General features: G+C 60.0%; 20 protein-coding genes and 1 pseudogene. 6 read left to right on the forward strand and 15 right to left on the reverse strand.

Translation table 11 applies throughout. From position 1 onward, the window contains the following. Positions 1–15: 15 nt before the first annotated feature. The 4 genes and pseudogenes from GFB49_RS18790 to GFB49_RS18805 all read right to left on the reverse strand — a co-directional run bounded on the left by GFB49_RS18790 (position 16) and on the right by GFB49_RS18805 (position 4325). Entirely contained in the window at positions 16–954 is a 939-nt protein-coding gene (locus GFB49_RS18790; protein ID WP_153217539.1) for a DUF305 domain-containing protein, read from the reverse strand. Positions 955–1029: 75 nt separating this feature from the next. Then, a pseudogene (locus GFB49_RS18795) lies at positions 1030–1414 on the reverse strand (MerR family DNA-binding transcriptional regulator). Between the two features lie 12 nt (positions 1415–1426). Then, a complete protein-coding gene (locus GFB49_RS18800; protein ID WP_153217541.1) occupies positions 1427–3937 on the reverse strand; it encodes a heavy metal translocating P-type ATPase in 2511 nt (836 codons plus the stop codon). A gap of 175 nt (positions 3938–4112) precedes the next feature. Then, on the reverse strand, positions 4113–4325 hold the full coding sequence (locus GFB49_RS18805) for a hypothetical protein (protein WP_143570315.1): 213 nt from the start codon (positions 4323–4325) through the stop codon (positions 4113–4115). 156 nt (positions 4326–4481) lie between these two features. Here GFB49_RS18805 and GFB49_RS18810 point away from each other — a divergent pair, with 156 nt between their 5' ends. After that, positions 4482–4676, forward strand: coding sequence for a heavy-metal-associated domain-containing protein (locus GFB49_RS18810; protein WP_153217543.1), 195 nt, complete (start codon positions 4482–4484; stop codon positions 4674–4676). A gap of 2 nt (positions 4677–4678) precedes the next feature. On the opposite strand, the gene GFB49_RS18815 is transcribed toward GFB49_RS18810, so the two are convergent. From GFB49_RS18815 to GFB49_RS18855, 9 genes are all read right to left on the reverse strand, one after another. Next, positions 4679–5407 (reverse strand): DsbA family protein, encoded by a 729-nt coding sequence (locus GFB49_RS18815; RefSeq protein ID WP_153217545.1) that lies wholly within the window; start codon positions 5405–5407, stop codon positions 4679–4681. Position 5408: 1 nt separating this feature from the next. Next, positions 5409–5792, reverse strand: a complete 384-nt coding sequence (locus GFB49_RS18820; RefSeq protein ID WP_153217547.1) for a c-type cytochrome — start codon at positions 5790–5792, stop codon at positions 5409–5411. 98 nt (positions 5793–5890) lie between these two features. Then, entirely contained in the window at positions 5891–7276 is a 1386-nt protein-coding gene (locus GFB49_RS18825) for a multicopper oxidase family protein (RefSeq protein ID WP_153217549.1), read from the reverse strand. Then, positions 7273–8139 carry a copper resistance D family protein gene (locus GFB49_RS18830; RefSeq protein WP_343032638.1) on the reverse strand — a complete coding sequence of 289 codons (867 nt, stop codon included), beginning with the start codon at positions 8137–8139 and terminating at the stop codon, positions 7273–7275. The genes GFB49_RS18825 and GFB49_RS18830 overlap by 4 nt, the downstream gene beginning before the upstream one ends. Before the next feature lie 3 nt (positions 8140–8142). Further along, positions 8143–8514, reverse strand: coding sequence for a copper resistance CopC family protein (locus GFB49_RS18835; protein ID WP_343032639.1), 372 nt, complete (start codon positions 8512–8514; stop codon positions 8143–8145). Beyond that, a complete protein-coding gene (locus GFB49_RS18840) occupies positions 8515–8955 on the reverse strand; it encodes a c-type cytochrome (RefSeq protein WP_153217551.1) in 441 nt (146 codons plus the stop codon). Beyond that, on the reverse strand, positions 8955–9527 hold the full coding sequence (locus GFB49_RS18845; protein ID WP_153217553.1) for a L,D-transpeptidase: 573 nt from the start codon (positions 9525–9527) through the stop codon (positions 8955–8957). The genes GFB49_RS18840 and GFB49_RS18845 overlap by 1 nt, the downstream gene beginning before the upstream one ends. A gap of 133 nt (positions 9528–9660) precedes the next feature. Next, entirely contained in the window at positions 9661–11094 is a 1434-nt protein-coding gene (locus tag GFB49_RS18850) for an ATP-binding protein (protein WP_425505246.1), read from the reverse strand. 5 nt (positions 11095–11099) lie between these two features. Continuing rightward, on the reverse strand, positions 11100–11828 hold the full coding sequence (locus GFB49_RS18855; RefSeq protein ID WP_153217558.1) for a response regulator: 729 nt from the start codon (positions 11826–11828) through the stop codon (positions 11100–11102). A 433-nt stretch (positions 11829–12261) separates the two neighbouring features. Here GFB49_RS18855 and GFB49_RS18860 point away from each other — a divergent pair, with 433 nt between their 5' ends. Together GFB49_RS18860 and GFB49_RS18865 are read left to right on the forward strand one after the other, a co-directional pair. Continuing rightward, entirely contained in the window at positions 12262–12819 is a 558-nt protein-coding gene (locus GFB49_RS18860; protein ID WP_425505247.1) for a TVP38/TMEM64 family protein, read from the forward strand. Between the two features lie 93 nt (positions 12820–12912). Continuing rightward, a complete protein-coding gene (locus GFB49_RS18865; protein ID WP_153217560.1) occupies positions 12913–13362 on the forward strand; it encodes a DUF411 domain-containing protein in 450 nt (149 codons plus the stop codon). Positions 13363–13367: 5 nt separating this feature from the next. On the opposite strand, the gene GFB49_RS18870 is transcribed toward GFB49_RS18865, so the two are convergent. Then, positions 13368–13934 carry a Crp/Fnr family transcriptional regulator gene (locus GFB49_RS18870; RefSeq protein ID WP_153217562.1) on the reverse strand — a complete coding sequence of 189 codons (567 nt, stop codon included), beginning with the start codon at positions 13932–13934 and terminating at the stop codon, positions 13368–13370. Positions 13935–14009: 75 nt separating this feature from the next. On the opposite strand from GFB49_RS18870, the gene GFB49_RS18875 reads away from it, so the two are divergent. Together GFB49_RS18875 and GFB49_RS18880 are read left to right on the forward strand one after the other, a co-directional pair. Next, positions 14010–14534 carry a hypothetical protein gene (locus GFB49_RS18875; protein WP_153217565.1) on the forward strand — a complete coding sequence of 175 codons (525 nt, stop codon included), beginning with the start codon at positions 14010–14012 and terminating at the stop codon, positions 14532–14534. A gap of 182 nt (positions 14535–14716) precedes the next feature. Then, positions 14717–15610 (forward strand): recombinase family protein, encoded by an 894-nt coding sequence (locus tag GFB49_RS18880; protein WP_153217566.1) that lies wholly within the window; start codon positions 14717–14719, stop codon positions 15608–15610. 61 nt (positions 15611–15671) lie between these two features. Here the strand turns inward: GFB49_RS18880 and GFB49_RS18885 are convergent, their stop codons facing one another. Further along, positions 15672–15932, reverse strand: a complete 261-nt coding sequence (locus tag GFB49_RS18885; RefSeq protein WP_194269407.1) for a PIN domain-containing protein — start codon at positions 15930–15932, stop codon at positions 15672–15674. A 923-nt stretch (positions 15933–16855) separates the two neighbouring features. Between GFB49_RS18885 and repA the strand changes: the two genes are divergently transcribed. Then, on the forward strand, positions 16856–18037 hold the full coding sequence (gene repA, locus GFB49_RS18890; RefSeq protein ID WP_153217568.1) for a plasmid partitioning protein RepA: 1182 nt from the start codon (positions 16856–16858) through the stop codon (positions 18035–18037). Positions 18038–18039 lie beyond the last annotated feature (2 nt).

Genomic DNA, 18039 nt, shown 5'->3' on the forward strand with positions numbered 1-18039 from the left:
GTGCCCTCCGATCGGTCAGGTTTTGCAGGTCCAGTAGCCCATGAAGCCCACGGCCAGCGCCGGATCACCGCTCAGTTGGAACAGCAGTGTCGCGCCTTCAGCAGAATCTCCCTCGCCCGGCGTGATGGTCAATCGACCCCCATCGGTGCCAAGTACGCCGCCGTTGGAGATGTCGCCCTCGGCGTCGAACATCACCAGCGAGCCAGAGATTTTCGTCACGCCCTGCCCGCTGCCGTCGGTGGCCAGAATGGGATCGGAGTTGACGGCCCGCACGAAGGTACAGGCGACACTTGACCCGAGAGCCCGGGCGATTTCATCGGTTGAAAGAGGTGCTGGCCGAATACCTGCAATGACCGGTGTAGAGACCGCCTGTGTCAAGCTGTCGACGCTGGCGGGGCCTGCAGACGCACCCAGCGGCCAGTCGGACCCAGCTTCACTGTTGGTCGCAATATCGGCAAGCAAATAGCGCATCTCCGAGATTTCGCGGTTTTGAGCATGCACAATCTCGGTTGCCAGTGCGGCAACCCGTGGATCTGTGATTTCCGCCCGTTCACTGGTCATGATCGCGATGGAATGGTGGGGGATCATTGCGCTCATCCAGCTTTCGTCCTGTACGGTTACCTGGCTTCGAACCAGCCACAGGGCACCGGCGAACAGAACTGCCGACCCGGCAAAGATTGCAATGTTGACGGTTGTGTTTCGGTACATGCCAAGCATGAAGGTCAACATGACAATTGCCATTGTCGCGCCCATCACAAAGGTCATGTAAAAGCGCGTCTCACTCCAATAGACATGCTCGAATGCGTAGGTGTTCAGGTACATCAACCCGAACATCAAGGCGGTGGAGGTGCCAACCATCGCAAAGAAGCGACCATAGGAGGATTTCGCGTGGTCCTGCGATTTGGCTTTGGCCTCCTCGTGGGAATGCTGGGTTTCGATTGTAGATTCTGACATCGGAATTCCTCTCCTTCACCAAGCGAACAAAGTTCCAGCGCTGGAAGGTTCCCAATCCAAGCTATTTTTTTCGTGTTACTCCGTCGCGCCTGCCAATTCTCCCAAGATCGGGCAATCCGGGCGATGATCACCGTGGCAGGCATCGACGAGGTGCGACAGTGTTTCCCGCATCTCCCGAAGCTGCGCGATCTTGTCATCGATGGCCGACAGATGCTCTTCGGCGATGGCCTTCACCTGAGCACTCTCCCGCGTTTCGTCCTCGTAAAGGCTCAGAAGGACACGGCAATCCTCGATCGAGCGCCCGGGCACGACCGAGAAAGGCCAGTTTATGGAGGTCGGTTTCCCGAAACGCGCGGTATCCGTTGTCGCTTCTTTGTGGCCTGATCAGGCCGATATCCTCGTAGTAGCGGATGGTTTTTGGTGGAATGCCGGACCGGTCCGCAACTTCCCCAATATTCATGTCCTTGCCCTCCTATTCAGCAGGTTGCGATTGCGTTTCGATCCGCGGCGCAGGGGATTTCGCCTCTTCGCGCATCGCGGGGGCGATGCGGCGCAGACGCAGGGCGTTTGTCAGAACCGAAACCGAGGACAGGGCCATGGCACCCGCCGCAAAGACCGGCGACAGAAGCAGCCCGAAGGCCGGGTAAAGAACGCCTGCGGCAACCGGGATCAGCGCGACATTGTAGCCAAAGGCCCAGACCAGGTTCTGGCGGATGTTCGTCATGGTCCGTTTCGAGACCTCGACAGCATTCACCACACCGCGCAGGTCCCCTGACATCAGCACAACATCCGCGGATTCGATGGCAACATCGGTGCCTGTGCCGATGGCAATGCCGACATCGGCGTGCGCCAGGGCCGGCGCGTCGTTGATCCCGTCGCCCACGAACGCGATCTTTCGGTCCCCGGCTCGCAAATCATCGAGCGCGGCCACCTTGCCGTCGGGCAGGACCCCGGCAATCACGTGATCGATCCCGGTCTCGCGCGCGATGGCCTCGGCGGTTTCCTGTTTGTCGCCGGTAATCATCGCAACTTTGAAACCGCGATCATGCAGGGCGGCAATGGCCTCCTGGCTCGCGCGCTTCACAGGGTCCGCGACAGCGATCACCGCCGCCAGTTCGCCGTCTATGGCCGCATAGAGCGCGGTCCGACCGCGGCTTGCAAGATCCTTTTCCCTATCCATCAGCGCGGCGATCTCGATCCCTTCGCGGCGCATGTAACGATCCGCACCGACCAAGACCTCTTGGCCCTCGACTGTCGCGGCAACACCGTAACCCGTGACAGACCGAAAGCCCGTCGCAGAAGGCACAGCAACACCGTCGCTTTGCGCGCCGCGGAGAATGGCCTCGGCAATCGGGTGTTCGGACTGTGCTTCGACGGAGGCAATCAGGCCGAGAACGCGCTTCCGATCGAAGCCGTATGCCACGATCACATCGGTAAGGGTCGGCTGGCCTTCGGTGACGGTCCCGGTCTTGTCGAGCGCGACGACATCGACCTCTGACAGCGCTTGAAGCGCATCACCCTTGCGAAAGAGCACCCCCATTTCCGCCGCGCGGCCGGTGCCCACCATGATCGATGTCGGCGTGGCCAACCCCATTGCGCAGGGACAGGCAATGATCAGAACGGACACACCGGCCACCAGTGCAAAGGTAAGCGCGGGGTCAGGCCCGACGGTCAGCCACACAAGAACCGTCAATGCCGACAAGACCATGACAGCCGGGACGAACCACAGCGTCACACGATCCACGAGGCCCTGGATGGGCAGTTTGGCCCCCTGCGCTTCCTCGACCATGCGGATGATCTGCGCGAGCGTTGTGTCCGCCCCGACCCGTACCGCTTGGAAGGTCAAGCTTCCGGTCCCGTTGACGGTGCCGCCCGTGACGTTTGCCCCCGCGGATTTCGCAACGGGGACCGGTTCGCCCGTGATCATGCTTTCATCGACGTTGCTGGACCCCTCGGTCACCGCGCCATCCACCGGGATCCGCTCTCCCGGGCGCACAAGGATCACGTCGCCGACAGCCAAGGCATCGACATCCACCTCCTCTGCTGCTCCGTTCCGAATGACACGGGCGGTGCGCACCTGCAGACCCAGAAGCGCTTGGATGGCGGCTCCGGTACGACCTTTCGCACGCGCCTCCAGCCAGCGTCCGACCAGGATGAGAACGACGATCACGGCCGCAGCCTCGAAATAGACCGCACGCACGCCTTCGGGCAGAAGCGCTGGCAAGAAGGTGGCAACCACGGAATAGACCCATGCGGCCCCCGTGCCGACAGCCACGAGACTGTTCATGTCAGGCGCACCCCGAAAGAGTGCTGGGAAGCCTTTCGTGTAGAAATGACGCCCCGGCGCGAACAGGACGATCGTCGTGAGAAGGAACTGAATGATCCAGGAGGTCTGCGTCCCGATGCTGCGCTCGATCACCATGTGAAAGGCAGGTACAAGATGCGCGCCCATCTCGAGGATGAAGACCGGGAGGGTGAGCACCGCTGCAAGCAGGACATTGCGCCGCAGTCCGTCCGCCTCTTCCGCCTTGCGTTCCACCCGGGATTGGCTGGCGTTTGCTTCTGCAATCTCCGCCGGGTAGCCGATGGCCGCGGAGGCCGCCATGAGGTCCCCGGGCGATACTGTCCCTTCGAGATACTCGACCATCGCCGTCTCGGCGGCCAGATTCACAGTGACCGACACCACACCGGGAAGGTCGGCAAGCGCCTTGTCCACCCGTCCCACGCAGGACGCACAAGACATGGACGCGATGTTCAGGGTGATCTTCGCCGTCCGGGCCGGATAGCCCAGTGTTTTCAACGTTTCCGCAGCCTTGGTCAGATGAGCTGGCGTCTCGACAGACAGGCGCGCAGTTTCATAGGCAAGATTGACGGTGACGCCGGCCACACCCTCCAACCCAGACAAAGCCTTTTCAACACGGCCCACGCAGGAGGCACAGGTCATGCCCTCTATGCTCAGCGTTTTCTGGTGTCTTTCGGTCATGGCGGTTCACCTCAATTCGAGCTTCAAGGCGAATATAGGGCTTCCAGTCACTGGAAGCTCAAGGGCAATTCACAAAAACCTTCAGCCACCCGTGTGAAGGGAGCATAACCTGTCTGTAACCAGCTGTTTCCAAATGAAATGTATCGGAATGTAAACTTGCTGGCCCGCCCGCTTGTCAGATATCAGAGGGCTCGGAGGTCCAACCATGCACGCCCAAAAGACACAAAATCACGGAACCGGAACCAAAATCATGCATGCCGGGATGTGGATCTGCTGCGCGGTCATGGTTCTGCCCCTGCTCGTCTTCTTCGCAGGCGGTGGGACCATCTCGGGGCTCTCCACCAGCCTCGGTGTGCTGGCCCCAATCCTGCTGTGTCTCGCGGCTCATGGGGTGATGTTCCTTTTCATGGGAAAATCCTGTCACGGGACCCGCCAGCCGTCGGATGCGATATCCCCCGAAAAACGCGCGGAGCCCCAGGCGACAGACGCTTGACCTTCCACCTGCTGGAAACCCTAAGCCTCTCCTAACCAAGGAGGGTCATCCATGAAATTCCATGTCCCGGACATGAGTTGCGGTCATTGCACGGCCGCTATCACCCGAGAAATTCTCGCGCTCGACCCGGCGGCGCAGGTTACCCCTGACCTCACCGCCCGAACGGTCGCTGTGGAGACACGCCAGACCGGTAGCGCTGTCGCAAAGGCGATCGAGGCGGCTGGCTACAGCACACACCCGGTCTGATCCTATTGCTTGGCCGCGCGGGCTTCTTCCGTCAGCCGGATCATCTGGTCCGCGTCGATGACACCTGGAACCAGCGCATCGCCGATCACGAAGGACGGCGTCCCGTTAAAGCCAAGGTCGCGGCTCATCTCCATCGATGCAGAGATATGGTCGTCAATCTCAGGCGCCTGCATGTCGCGACGGAGTTGGGCGATATCGAGCCCGACCTCTTCGGCCACGCGGATGACGCTCGCCTCTTCCGCGCGGCCCTGCATCCCCATCAAGGCCCAGTGGAATTCCTCGTACTTGCCCTGTTCGCGCGCGGCCAGCGCGGCGCGGGCAGCAAAGACCGACCCCTCGCCGAGGATCGGCCACTCCCGGTAGACCAGTTTGACGTTCGGATCTTCGGCGAGCAGCGCTTCGATCTCTGGTTTCACGCGGCGGCAATAGGGACAGTTGTAGTCGAAGAACTCGACCACGGTCACATCGCCATCCGGGTTGCCGAGGACCGGCGCGTTCGGATCGTTCTCCAGAACATCCCGGTTGTCAGACAACACGCTTGCCGCCGCTGCCGCCTGGCGCTGCTGTTCGCGTTGTTCGATGATCTGAACCGCCTCGAGCACAATCTCGGGGTTCTCGCGAATGGCCTCGAGCACCAGCTCTTTCACCCTGTCCTCACTCAGCGTGTCAGCCTGCGCGGCCAGTGGCAGTGTCACTATGGCGAGTATCGCCATCACCTTGGTGATTTGCATTCTAATTCTCCCTGCTGCGCGTCTCGCCTTCCGTCCGCACAGCTTGCATGTCCTGAATCCGTTCGGGCCAGGTTGATTTGATGTACCCCAGGATGTTCCAGATTTCCTGATCGCTCAGTTGATCCCCGAAGCCGGGCATCCCGCTGTCGAAGTCCATGCCCTGCGCCGCCATGACAGCGCGTCCCCCGAGCTTGGTGTAGTCAAACAGAAGCTGGTCCCCGTGGTGCCAGGTATGCCCGGTCTCGTCATGCGGCGGCGCGGGCAATCGCCCGTCTTCGCCCGGGCTACGCCAGTCCGGCTGACCCTCGAGATTGGCACCGTGGCAGGCCGCACAGGTCTCGGCATAGAGCGCTTTTCCGGCGACAATGTCGATGTCTTCGGGCATGACGCCGCGCTCGGCCTCGGCAGCTGCGCCGGTCCAGACATAGATCCCTGCCCCGAGGAGAAGCAGCAGTCCAATGCCCAGGGAGAGCGTAGCCCGGGTCACGCCACATCGACCCAGGTCATCATGCCCGAGGCCGCGTGCGAGAGCATGTGGCAATGCAGCAGCCATTTGCCGGGATTGTCCGCGACAAAGGCAATGTCCCGAACCTCGCCGCGCTGAAGCAGCGTGGTGTCTCTCAGAGCTCCGAGGCTTCCGTCAGCTGCAATCTCGTGGAAATGCATGCCATGCAGGTGCATCGCGTGCGGGAAGGAGGTGTCGTTGGTGATCTTGATCCGGACCGTTTCGCCCCGTGAAAGAGATGCCAATGGAGAGCCGTCCATGCCCCCAACCGATCCGTTGAAGGCCCAGAATTGCCCGGCTTGCATCATGTCGCGCATCGATGACATCCGACCGCCCATCATCGCGCCTCGCATGCCACCCATGGCCCCACCTTCCATGCGCAAAGCGATGTCTCTCGCTTCGGCCAGATTCGGCACAGGAACAGGATTCGGTGGCAATGCCAGCGGCGCTGCGCGGCGCGCGCGCGTGCCATCTGATCGCACCTCGAAGGCCACTTGAGAGAAACTCTCGTCACGGTCGAACTGTACGATATGACCGGCGCCACCCACCTCTGCGACGACATCGACAATCAGATCGATGCGTTGGGCGGGGGCGAGAAGAAAAGTCCCGTCAATCTTCTGTGGCTGACCCAAAGGCATGCCGTCCAAGGCAACAATCCAGCCGTCGAGCCCGTCCAGCCCCAGTTGAAACACCCGTGCATTGGCAGCGTTGATCAGTCTCAGCCTCAGCCGGTCGTGCCGCGCCACGTCGCGCGACAGGTTATAGCGCCCATTCGTGGTGATGTAGTTCCCGAGCCGGCCTGCATGACTGAGATCATGCATGGCCCCGAAGGTGTCCGGAATCTGTGCGGTCTCGGGATCGATCAACCAATCATCGAGGATAAGGACCTCCTCATGATCGATGTCGAGCGCGTCGGGCTCTTCCACGATCAGCGCTCCGTGCAGTCCACGGGCGACCTGCTCAAACGACCGGTTATGAGAATGGTACCAATAGGTACCGGCGTCGGGGGCCACGAAGTCATATTCAAAGCTCTCTCCCGGAAGGATCACATCCTGCGTCAGGCCCGCCACGCCATCCATGGCGTTCTCAATGCGAATGCCATGCCAGTGAACCGACGTCGGCGCTGGCAGGTCATTGACGATCCGCCGGGTTAGCCGCGCCCCTTGCGCAATTCTGATTTCCGGGCCTGGGGCTTGCCCTTCGAAGCCCCAAACCGTCGTCTTTCCATATTGCTCCGGCAGCAATTGGAGATCGGTGACGCTGGCTCTCAGCGTCGCCAATGTCGTCTGTGCGGACAGGGCCTGCGGCAACACCGCCAAACCGGCGGCACTCATTTTGAGAAAGTCACGTTTTGTCAGGCTCATGTGGGCACCGTAAGAACTGAAGTGAAGATGGCTGTTGCGAATAGAATGACGCCAACGCAGAGCCATTCCAAGGAAATCGACTTTGACAGTTGCGGGCCGACGCCGGGATCACCCCGTTGAAGAGCCGGTACGAGACGCACCTTATTGAGTGCTGCCAAAGCCAACAGCAATGCCACAGCGGCAAGCTTTGCCAAAAGCCACAGACCGTAGCCGGTTCCGAACAGGGCTGAGACGGATCCCACCAGGCGCCAGGTCATGATCGCGCCGGCAACGACGAGGAGCGGAACGGCGACAGCGGCGATCTGGCCAAAGCGATGACCGAGGGCTGCGGCGTCACCCAAAGTGTACGCGGACCGCGAGAGGCGGCTGAGTGGAAGGAAGATGCCAATCCAGAATGCCGCGGCAATGAGATGCGCAAACAAGACACTCTGAAACCACAGCCGATCCTGGCTCGCCACATGACCGATCTCGCAAAAGCTCCAGATCGCGACAGCGCCGCCGACCGCAGCGACCCATAGCCAACGCCCGCCGATCGCAGCGCCGAGAACAAGTGTCCCGAGACCGAGGAGCCGGAACAGCAAAGCCTCTCCGGGTGGGGTCTGCCATAGAAGTGCCAGAATGGACGGATCGACCATGCCGGAGACGTCATCCATGAGCACGGCACCCCGGACGGCAAATCCCAGAGCGGCCATAGCCACCGCCAGTGCGGCAAAGCCAATGGCCCAAATGCGCGCTGCGCGATCGAGTGCCGACATCTGGTCGGCGAGAACAAGGCGACAGAGGATAAGGCCTCCGCTCGCGAGGACCCCGAGATAGAGGAAGAACTTGGTGGCAATCGCGGCCAGGCCCCAGAGATCCGGCACGCCTCACTTCACCTCGAAGGAGAAACTGCCGGTCATGGGATGACCATCGACGCCCAGCCCGCGCCACTCGATCTGGTAGAGACCGGACCCCATCGGCACGAGCGGCAAGGAGAATTCTTTCACGAAGCCAGATTGTGCGCCGAGGTCGAGCGTTTCGACATGGGTGTCCGCATGGGTCATTTCGACTTTCGTCAAACGCATCCCGTCGTTGAACCGCATCTCGAGTGTCTCGGGCACGTTGTCCAGGACCGCGCCATCGGCAGGTGTCATGCTTTCTTTTTCCGAATGCGCCAGAGCGTTCGTTCCGATCATGGCCAAAAAAACGGCAATTCCCAATATTTGCTTCACGCGACTATCCTTCACTTGGTTGCTCACTCAGTTTATCCCGTTCGCCCGCTGCAATTCACGGACATAAGCGACGATCATCTTTCCATCCCCGTCCGTCACGCCCTCCACAGGAGGCATGTTTCCAAAGCGCCAGTGGTGTGCCCGAACGCCATTCTTCGCCGCCAGCAGGAAAGCACCGTCTCCATGATGGCTGGGTTCATAGATCTTGTGCACCAATGGTGGGGCAACACCGTCCTGACCAGCGGCATTCGTACCATGACACACTGCGCATTTGGCCTCGTAAGCCAATTTGCCGACCTGTGCGTTGGTCGAGAGAGTTTCTGGCAGAACAACCTCGACCATCGGTGCGCCGCCCGCACTGACGTCGCCGGAAGCTCGCTCTGCAGCGTCGTCGCCCTGCCCTGTCCACAAAAAGCCGACGGCCAGAAGCGCCACGATCGCCAGTGCAATGACGCTGTATCGCCCCATCAGATCAATTTGACCTGCGTGCCAACCGGCACCCTGTCGAACACCTCCTCAATGTGATTGTTGTAAAGCCCGATACAGCCGTTTGATGATCGCCGTCCGATCTTGCGCGTATCTTGAGTGCCGTGGATGCGATAATATTGCCACGACAGATAAAGCGCTCGCGTCCCGAGCGGATTGGCCGGGTCGCCCCCAGGGATCCTAGCTGGCCATTCGGGATTCCGCTCGCGCATCGATGGAGTTGGCGCCCAACTTGGGTTTTCACGCTTCTCCACAACTTCGGTGTAGCCCAGACGGGTCAAATCCTCAGTCAACGGGACTGAAGTTGGATACATGCGCATTTCACCGTCCGCTGTCCAATGCTGCAGTGCTTTAGAGGTTGTGTCGGCGATGATGATGCCACGCCCCAACTTGTCGAAGTGCTCCTGCCAATTGTGGGTACGGAAACCAGACGTATTTCGACGTACGGGCGCTTGTGCCTCAGCGCGAAGTATAGACGGCGCGAACAGTATTGCGGTACTGAGCGCAGTACCAAAGTAGCGACGTGAGATTGTCGATTGGTTTCGTGCCTTCATGGGACTGCCCTTTTTGCATCTCGAACGCTTTGTTTTCTATCGAACTCTGGGAAGTGGCGGAATGCGATCAGCCCCGGAAAATTGTAAGGTTATGTATCAATGGTGAGAGACACGAACTGCGAAACGGTCTGGGTCAGCCTGCTTGGCGGCGGGCAAACCCGTCTGTCGCGAGAGCGTCTGAACTCCGGGATACGGATGTCTCAGGACGCGCGATGGGCAGAGAGACGCGCGCCCGGAGACCGCCCTCGGCGCGGTTCGACAGCGCGATCGATCCTCCATGTTGCAGCACGATGCTGCGCGCGATCGAAAGCCCCAAGCCATGACCGCCGGTTTCCAGGGAGCGCGATTGCTCAAGCCGCAGAAACGGCTGAAACACGTCATCAATATCAGCCTCCGGGATGCCCGGCCCCTGATCGTCGATGATGATGTCGATGCTGTCATCGGTCATCTCCCACGAGAGTGCAGGATCACGCCCATAGCGCAGCGCATTGTCGATGAGATTGCGCAAGGCGCGCCGCAGCGCCTTTGGCTTGATCTGCAGCCGGGCGTCCGGCCCGGCCACCAGGTCAAGCGCGTCACGGGTCTCGCCATGAAGCGTCAGCAGATATGTGCTGATGTCGACCTCCTCCAGCGCTTCATCCCGCCCGACACCGCGTGCGTAGGCGAGCGTGGCTTCCACCATGTCCTGCATCTCGTCGAGCGACGCGGAGATCCCTTCTTTGGTTTCGGGATCGTCGACCAGCTCGGCGCGCACGCGCAGCGCTGTGAGCGGTGATCTGAGATCATGGGCCAGCGCTGCCAGCATCTGCGTGCGGTCGGACACAAAGCGCGCTAGCCGCGCCTGCATGTCATTGAAGGCGGCCGACAGGTCCCGGACTTCGCGCGGGCCCGTCGGCGCGATCGGCTCATGCCCGCCGCCGCGCCCCAAAACCTCCGCGGCCCGGGCAAGATCGTTCAGGGGGCGGGTCAGGCGTGTCAGCAGAAACCAGAAGATGGCAAGCAGCAGCACGGCGACGGTGAGGGCGAAAGAGAGCGTGGATGCCCAGGACCACTGGATCGGCGGGCGTTCGAACCGCGTGCCGACATTGAGCCACCGCCCGCCCTCAATGGCGATCGAGAGTTCCATTTCGATTGCAGCCAGAGTGCCTTGCATCATTTCGGCATGCATCTCGGCCATTTCCGGCGACAGGTTCGGCAAGGGCAGCAGCCCCTGTTCGATCTCATGCACTTCGACCCGGATGTCCCGGCTGTATCCATCGTTCAGGAGCGCGCGAACCCGTGCCTCGATGGCCCCGTTCTGGTCATGATGCGTATGGGTCACTTCGGGCGTGTCGCTCAACGCAAAGCGCACCAAGGGAGAAGTGGCCGCTGCTACGATCTCGTCATGCAGATCCAGCGGGGCTTCCTCGATCAGCCGTGCCACATTGGCCGCCCGCCCGGCCGCTTCACTGCCGATGGCGGCCTGCACGGCCAGCGAACGCTCATCGACAAAGAGCCACAGACCCACGCTTTGCGCGACAAACAAGACCGACACCACCAAGAGCGCGATCTGAGTGCGAAACCCCATCCGCATCACGCCTCGATCTCCACATCGGCGTTCAGACAATAGCCGCCGTTGCGCACCGTCGAGATGATGCGCGGGCGCAGGACATCAGGTTCGATCTTGCGGCGCAGTCGCGACACCTGATTGTCGATCGTCCGGTCCAGCGGTCCCGCCATACGACCGGCACTCAAAGCGAGAAGATCGTCTCGGCTGATGACCATCCGGGGGCGTTCGAGAAACACTGTCAGGAGCTTGGCTTCGGCCGTGGTCAGCGCCGTGGTCCCCCCATCGGGCGTCACGACGTGGCGGGCATCGTGGTCGAATTTGATATCCGCAAACCAGGCTGTCTTGCCCGCAAAAGACCCGCCATGCGGCGGCACCGCGTCACCAGCGCGTCGCAGGATCGCGTTGATCCTCGCCAGCAGTTCGCGCGGATTGAAGGGTTTGGAAAGATAATCGTCGGCCCCGGTGTCGAGCCCCATGATACGGTCGTCATCCTCGCCGAGAGCCGTCAGCATCAGGATCGGGATCGTCTGGCGCTCCTGTCGCAATCTGGCGCATGCCGCAATTCCATCCTCCCCCGGCATCATGATGTCGAGTACGATGAGATCGATGGCGTTCCGGGCAAGCTGTGCATCCATCTCTTTTGTGTCGCTGACGCCTGTGGCGCGCAGCCCGTTTTTCTCAAGATAGCGCGTCACCGAGCAACGAATTTCAGCGTGATCATCAACCACCAGGATATGCGCTTGAGATGACATCAGCGGTCCGCCCCGGGAGACTGGGGTTTTTTCGGCATCACGGCCGTCGAATGAAAATCACGCGTCATAAGAGGCAGAATAGGTTGATCTTTCGGGAAAGACCCGAACTTCCTTTGTCGCAAAATGTATCAATTGGCTCAGGGCCTGTTGACCCTCTAGTTGCTGGAAGGTCTATGTGGGCCTTTATGATGGAACTCTTTTTCAATACCGCGTCCCCATATGTGGGTTGGACCTTAGCGTACCCTATGGGGCGCTCTGCGCGGTTGATATCTGGTCATCTGGATGCCTTGTCCGCCGCTTACCTGTTTGATCTCGTCAGTGTTGAACTGTGCTGAGACGAATACTCCCTATTGTGATTGTCCTTGCCCTGGCTGTTTTTCTGCTCGGATTCGGCCTCTTTGATGGATCCTTCGGTTGGCCGGACCGTGACAAATTGCAGGTCTGGATCGATGCCGCAGGGATTTTCGGTCCGCTTCTGGTCGTTGCGCTGATGAGTTTGGCCATCGTGGCAAGCCCTCTGCCCTCAGCCCCAATCGCGCTGGCTGCCGGTGCCGCTTATGGTCACACTTTCGGGACGATCCTTGTGGTTCTCGGCGCAGAGGTCGGGGCGATCGCCGCATTCCTGCTCGCCCGAAGTCTGGGACGCCCTTTTGTCGAACGCCAATTCGGGATGAAAAAGACACCGGGCCTTTTAGGGTCACAAAACACGCTGACACTTATTGTCTTTGCCAGTCGGCTGCTGCCGTTTCTATCCTTCGATCTGATCAGCTACGCCGCGGGTCTCAGTCCGCTGCATCTGTGGCGCTTCGCCTTGGCCACACTGGCGGGGATCGTTCCGGCCAGTTTCTTGTTGGCGCACCTCGGCAGCGCCGCAATGAACGGCGATGTCCGCAATGCCACCTGGACCGCGCTTGCCCTTGGCGGTGCCACCGCTCTGTCTGCGCTTTTTGCAGTGCTGCGCGCGCAGCAAACCCATCGAACGAAAAGCTGAGATGACCTCTCACACGCATCCCGCCCGTGCAGACCCGCTCGACAGCGCGTTGCAAGACGCTAAACTCCCTGACAACTCCTAGAGGACCTTCCAATGAAACGACGCACATTTTTGATGACAGGCGCGGCTGCCACCCTGGCAATACCCGTTGCCGCTGACACGGCACCCCTTCTGAAGGTGCTCAAAACGCCAACCTGTGGATGCTGCTCCGCCTGGGTCGATCATGTCCGGCAGGCTGGGTTCGCAGTCGAGGCGCAGGACGTCGATCAGGATCAACTTTGGGCGTTCAAAGAGCGGTTGCAAATCGCACCAGAGCTTGCTGGATGCCATACAGCGGTCGTGGGCGACTATTTCATCGAGGGCCACGTGCCTGCCGCTGACATCACGCGGCTGCTGGCAGAGCAACCGATGGCGCGCGGGTTGACGGTTCCCGGCATGCCGATGAGTTCGCCCGGCATGGGCGGTCCCGGGGCAGGTGACACTTTTGATACCTTGCTTGTCGGCTCCGACGGGGTGACCTCGGTCTTCGCGAGCCACAGCTGATCGGGTCACGGGCGCAGGTGATAAATCCCGCGGGCCGGGTTTGTGACCCGCCCGTCCTGCACGAGCTTTCGCAGCGCCCTGTAGGTCGCCTCATGGCTCAGCTGTAACCGGGCGGCGAACTCGACGACGGAGCCGTCGAGCAGGCCCGCGACCAACCCCGCCATTACCCGGTCCTCTGCGCGCCGAATGCCGACAATCTCGAGCATCTGTCGCTGCGCCTGTATCTGTTGAGCGGCCTGACGGCCATAGGCGCGGGCAAATGCCGGGTCGGCAAAGGCGGCCAAGACGGCAGCCTTGTCGATCCGGGTCAGCGCTCCGGCCTCAACACAGACCGCATCGCAATGATAGACCTCTGAAAACACCGAAGCTTCGGCAAAGCTTGTCCCGGCTTGAGCACGGTGAATGATGAACCGCTCGCCATTTCGGCCGACCCGCTCGAGATGCACGCGTCCGGTTTGCACGACATAGAGACCATGGGTGGGGTCACCTTGATGAAACACCACATCGCCAATCGCGCCGGAAACTGGGCGCAGGGCTGAGCTCGGGATAAGATCATAGGGGTTTGGCAACATATGATTGAAATCATATTGCGATGCATCCGCCCCTGCTAGCGTAAAGATGACAGCACCGCATTGAAGGACCCGTCCATGCGTCTCATTCCCCTCCTCCTTGCCATAGTGATGGCCGCACCCGTGGCCGCGCAGCATGCCCATTCCGCGACTGGCCATGACATGGGTGGACCACAGGAAACCGGGCAATCGGCCTTTGCCGCCCTGGCGGAAATCGTTGCGATCCTTCAAGCCGATCCCGAGACGGATTGGGAGCGGGTCGATATCGACGGATTGCGCCGCCATCTGGTCGATATGGACCTTCTGACCCAGGAGGCCGTGGTCACCCGCACCCTGCGGCCGGAAGGGGCCCGGTTCGAGATTCGGGGCACCCCCCGTGTTCTCGAGGCCATCCGCGCCATGGTGCCCGCCCATGCGCCCTTTCTCGCGGCTGAAACCGGCTGGGACGTTGTGAAGGAGGATCTCGACGATGGGGTGGCGCTCAATGTCGATGGCGATGCCGCGCAGATTCAGGGACTTGGCTTTTTTGGCCTGATGACCATCGGGGCGCATCACCAGGAGCACCACCTCATGATGGCAAAAGGCGCAGCCTCGCACCATTAGTGCGCCGACGCGATTTGTTTGTTGATCCGAAGAAAGGCACGCTGACAAAAAGTTGCTACGCTTTCCCCGCGTTGGCAGTTTGCACGGTCTTGATGTGTAATTTAGCGGCACCCTAAAGACTAAACATTGTTTTCAATCAGTCGTTTATTAGTGATATGTAAAACTGCAAAAAGCATGATTTGATGCCCTTGATAGGCTACGCGCGAGTTTCCACAGAGGATCAGACCCCCCTGCCCCAGTCTGAGGCCCTTCAATCTGCCGGTTGCGTAGAGATCTTTAAAGAACACGCCTCAGGCGGCAATCGTGCGCGGCCAGTACTTGCCCGCGTGCTCGAACGCGTCCAGAGCGGCGACACGCTGGTTGTCGTTCGGATAGACCGGCTTGCACGGTCTCTGTCGCACTTGCTGGAGGTGATCGAACGTCTGGAGGCCAAAGGGGCTTTCTTCCGTTCTCTCCAGGACCCCATCGACACGGCATCGCCACAAGGCAAGTTCACGCTGCAGGTTCTGGGCGCCGCGGCCGAGTTTGAGCGGGCGCTGATCCGCGAACGTACCAAGGCGGGGCTGGCGAGTGCCCGTACTAAGGGCCGGGTCGGCGGGAACCCGGGCCTACGCGCCCGCGATCCAGCGGCGCTACGCAAGGTGCGGCTCGCGCGGCAAGACGGCTACATGGAGCGGCTGAACGAGACCGCGCAGGACTGGGTACCACATGTCCGACGACTTCGACCCGATATGGCCTGGGAAGATGTGCTGCGGATCATCAATGGCCCCCTGCCCTACGACCGCCACTGGACGCAAAGCCGCCTTCTGCGCGCAGTGAAAGCCTATGTGCGCGACGGGTTCCTGCCCGCCGAGGTTCTGGACCGCGCCGGACGTCGCGAAACCGACGACCGCCTGCCCGCGATCGTCGCTGCCATCAAGGGCGCGGACCCGGACATCACGCTAGTGGCGATCTGCGATCGGCTGGAATCGATGCGTGAGCGCACACCACGCGGACGGACAAGTTGGCAGCCGTCGTCCGTGAGGATGCTGCTTGAACGGGCGGAGAAGTTGGGTTTGCTGAAGCCCGCGAAATAATCACAACCTTGCAATTCTTCCATCCGATGGAACGATTGCGAGGTTGCCGCCCATTTTGCGGTTAGGAGAATGGATTGATGATGCGCAACTGCTCTTCCACGAGTAATCCGTCGTGCATGTCTTCGCACCACAGTGTCGTGCATCCGGCGATCAGCGCGGCAGCCACGATCACCGCGTCATAGACCGAGAACTGAAACTTCTCCGTTATGGCGCGACCCACCTGATGAGTTTGGATCGTCAGATCCTCGACCATGCACAAGGACTGGATGCCCGCGAGAAAAGCTCCGGTGTCGTCACAGCTGAACCCGCTTGCCTCCGGCAATTGATAAGCGCTTCGATCAGGACCTGGACATTGATCCGGGCCGCTGCCCTAGTATTTCGTCGGCGGGTGTTCCTGCACCTTTGAGCTTCGCAAGGCAACTGCCATCGATGTTCAACGTGGATCATCTGGACAGCGAAACTGGGCGCAACCTGCCCCCAGAAAGCTGGTAAAGGAGTTGCGTCATTGAGCCGTAGTTTGGGCGGCGGCAAGCACGGTATCCGCTCTTCATTTGCAGCGCTTTTTCGAAGCGGCCGAGCGAGCGCATCGGCTGTAGGGAGTGCCGACCGTTCGTTCTAAGGACAAACTCGGGAACTTAAATTGCCACGGATCGCCACTCATCCGTCCTAAACAACGAGGGCTCAACTAGCAGGTCTTGAGGTCCGGCGAGGTGTAGTCGAGCTGGTTCTATCTACGCGGTGCTCTACGTCGATTATTGTTCCTGCCGGGAAAGCAACGGTGCTGCCCCCCTACCCTGCTGGGCACCGTTGACGCGCCAGACGTCAGGGTCTTAACCAACCTTGTTGATGCGATGCGAATGTGATTTCGGCGTTTAACTTCGGCTCTTGAGCATCAATGTAACTTCGACATATGGCCCATTAGGGCCCTTGTTCCGCGGTAGATCTGTCGGTGCTTGGTTTCAATCCGCCTATATGCATTGTCTTTCTCGCCAGCCTATTTTTCGGTCGAGGGACCGTAATTGGATCGGTTGGGAGCAACGCCCAATCGACGACAGATGTCTTGCTGTACCACTAGTTCGTGGGTGCTGTTAACAGCTGTTAACTCTAGAGGGTGCGTGGCTTCCCTAGTAGCCCTTTGGTCCGACAGCACAATTTGTGGATAAAATCCTTGACTTAACATGGTGAATCACGGCCATTAGAGTCAAGTTGCGCAAATAAGCGCGTTCGAGCAGAGAAATAGCAACCATGTTCCAGACGGCACCAATCGAAGCGGCGTCTCAATCCGAGCTTACAAGCCAGATAGCAGCGCGTCTACACACCGCGCTCACGACGCATCTTCAGCAAGCCTACGCGCCCGATCAACGCAAGAATTTGAGACTATTCAGCGCTACAGAGACTGCCGATCTTCTAGGGGTGACCGGGCAATTCTTGCGCAAGTGCCATAGCGACGGGTCCTTGCCGGAGCCGGAAGTAATCAAGAACGGACGGCGCTTTTATTCCGGTGAAGAGATCCTTCAAGCCCGCCATTTTTTGGAGGCTAGCTCTCGTAAGGCCGGCAAATACCTTCCCGGCCGTCGCGAGGGCGACAAGCTTCAGGTTATTCAGTTGATGAACTTCAAAGGTGGATCTGCGAAGTCCACCTCTGCGATTCATCTGTGTCACTACCTTGCATTGAACGGTTACCGGGTCTTGGCGATTGACCTGGATCCGCAAGGGAGCCTCACGGGTTTTTGCGGGATTCAGACTGAACTGGAGTTTGAAGGGGCGTCGATTTACGACGCACTTCGCTATGAAGACCCGGTGCCGATGTCCGAGGCCGTCGTAGAAACCTATTTCCCTAGCCTTCATTTGGCTCCTGCCCGGCTTGTTCTAAGCGAGTTTGAAACAGAAACTGCGGTCAATGCAGGTCGTGGCGTTGCATTCTTTGAGAAGCTCAGCCTGGCGATCCAGTCCGTTGAGGGTGACTACGACGTGGTGGTTATCGACAGCCCACCAGCTCTCGGATTCTTGACTTTGACCGGCCTCTACGCTGCGACTTCGGTCATCGTGCCGATGACGCCGAGCATGCTCGACCTTGCTTCCACCCAGCAGTTTGTCGAAATGACTTCTGCTTATCTTGGTGTGATCGAGGACACGGGCGTCAAACTCGATCATGATTTTTTCTCCTTCCTCATTACGCGGGACGATCCGAGCGATATCCCCAGTCAGCAGATCGTGAGCCTTATGCGCGCTCTTTTTCAGGATCGTGTTGTTGGGGCGACCGGACTGCGTAGTACGGCTATTGGCGACGCATCGATGCTCAAGATGTCGATCTACGAGGTTGCGCGATCCGAGATGACCAGATCGACCTATGATCGCGCAAAGAACAGCATGGATGCGGTTGGTGCTGAGATTGCGGGAATGCTTCAACAGGCTTGGGGGCGGTAATC

This window comes from Tritonibacter litoralis, assembly GCF_009496005.1.
Taxonomy (GTDB): domain Bacteria; phylum Pseudomonadota; class Alphaproteobacteria; order Rhodobacterales; family Rhodobacteraceae; genus Epibacterium; species Epibacterium litoralis.

Excerpts from the sequence above, each read along its gene's own strand:
- GFB49_RS18855 (WP_153217558.1), bottom strand. The coding sequence starts at position 11,828 with ATGTCATCTCAAGCGCATATCCTGGTGGTTGATGATCACGCTGAAATT.
- GFB49_RS18800 (WP_153217541.1), bottom strand. The coding sequence starts at position 3,937 with ATGACCGAAAGACACCAGAAAACGCTGAGCATAGAGGGCATGACCTGT.
- GFB49_RS18815 (WP_153217545.1), bottom strand. The coding sequence starts at position 5,407 with ATGCAAATCACCAAGGTGATGGCGATACTCGCCATAGTGACACTGCCA.
- GFB49_RS18880 (WP_153217566.1), top strand. The coding sequence starts at position 14,717 with ATGCCCTTGATAGGCTACGCGCGAGTTTCCACAGAGGATCAGACCCCC.
- GFB49_RS18805 (WP_143570315.1), bottom strand. The coding sequence starts at position 4,325 with ATGAGCCGCGAGACACAGCAGGATTGGGGCCAGCACACCGAGGCTGGT.
- GFB49_RS18875 (WP_153217565.1), top strand. The coding sequence starts at position 14,010 with ATGCGTCTCATTCCCCTCCTCCTTGCCATAGTGATGGCCGCACCCGTG.
- GFB49_RS18850 (WP_425505246.1), bottom strand. The coding sequence starts at position 11,094 with ATGGGGTTTCGCACTCAGATCGCGCTCTTGGTGGTGTCGGTCTTGTTT.
- GFB49_RS18865 (WP_153217560.1), top strand. The coding sequence starts at position 12,913 with ATGAAACGACGCACATTTTTGATGACAGGCGCGGCTGCCACCCTGGCA.
- GFB49_RS18820 (WP_153217547.1), bottom strand. The coding sequence starts at position 5,792 with ATGCCCGAAGACATCGACATTGTCGCCGGAAAAGCGCTCTATGCCGAG.
- GFB49_RS18790 (WP_153217539.1), bottom strand. The coding sequence starts at position 954 with ATGTCAGAATCTACAATCGAAACCCAGCATTCCCACGAGGAGGCCAAA.
- GFB49_RS18825 (WP_153217549.1), bottom strand. The coding sequence starts at position 7,276 with ATGAGCCTGACAAAACGTGACTTTCTCAAAATGAGTGCCGCCGGTTTG.
- GFB49_RS18845 (WP_153217553.1), bottom strand. The coding sequence starts at position 9,527 with ATGAAGGCACGAAACCAATCGACAATCTCACGTCGCTACTTTGGTACT.
- GFB49_RS18840 (WP_153217551.1), bottom strand. The coding sequence starts at position 8,955 with ATGGGGCGATACAGCGTCATTGCACTGGCGATCGTGGCGCTTCTGGCC.
- GFB49_RS18810 (WP_153217543.1), top strand. The coding sequence starts at position 4,482 with ATGAAATTCCATGTCCCGGACATGAGTTGCGGTCATTGCACGGCCGCT.
- GFB49_RS18870 (WP_153217562.1), bottom strand. The coding sequence starts at position 13,934 with ATGTTGCCAAACCCCTATGATCTTATCCCGAGCTCAGCCCTGCGCCCA.
- repA (WP_153217568.1), top strand. The coding sequence starts at position 16,856 with ATGTTCCAGACGGCACCAATCGAAGCGGCGTCTCAATCCGAGCTTACA.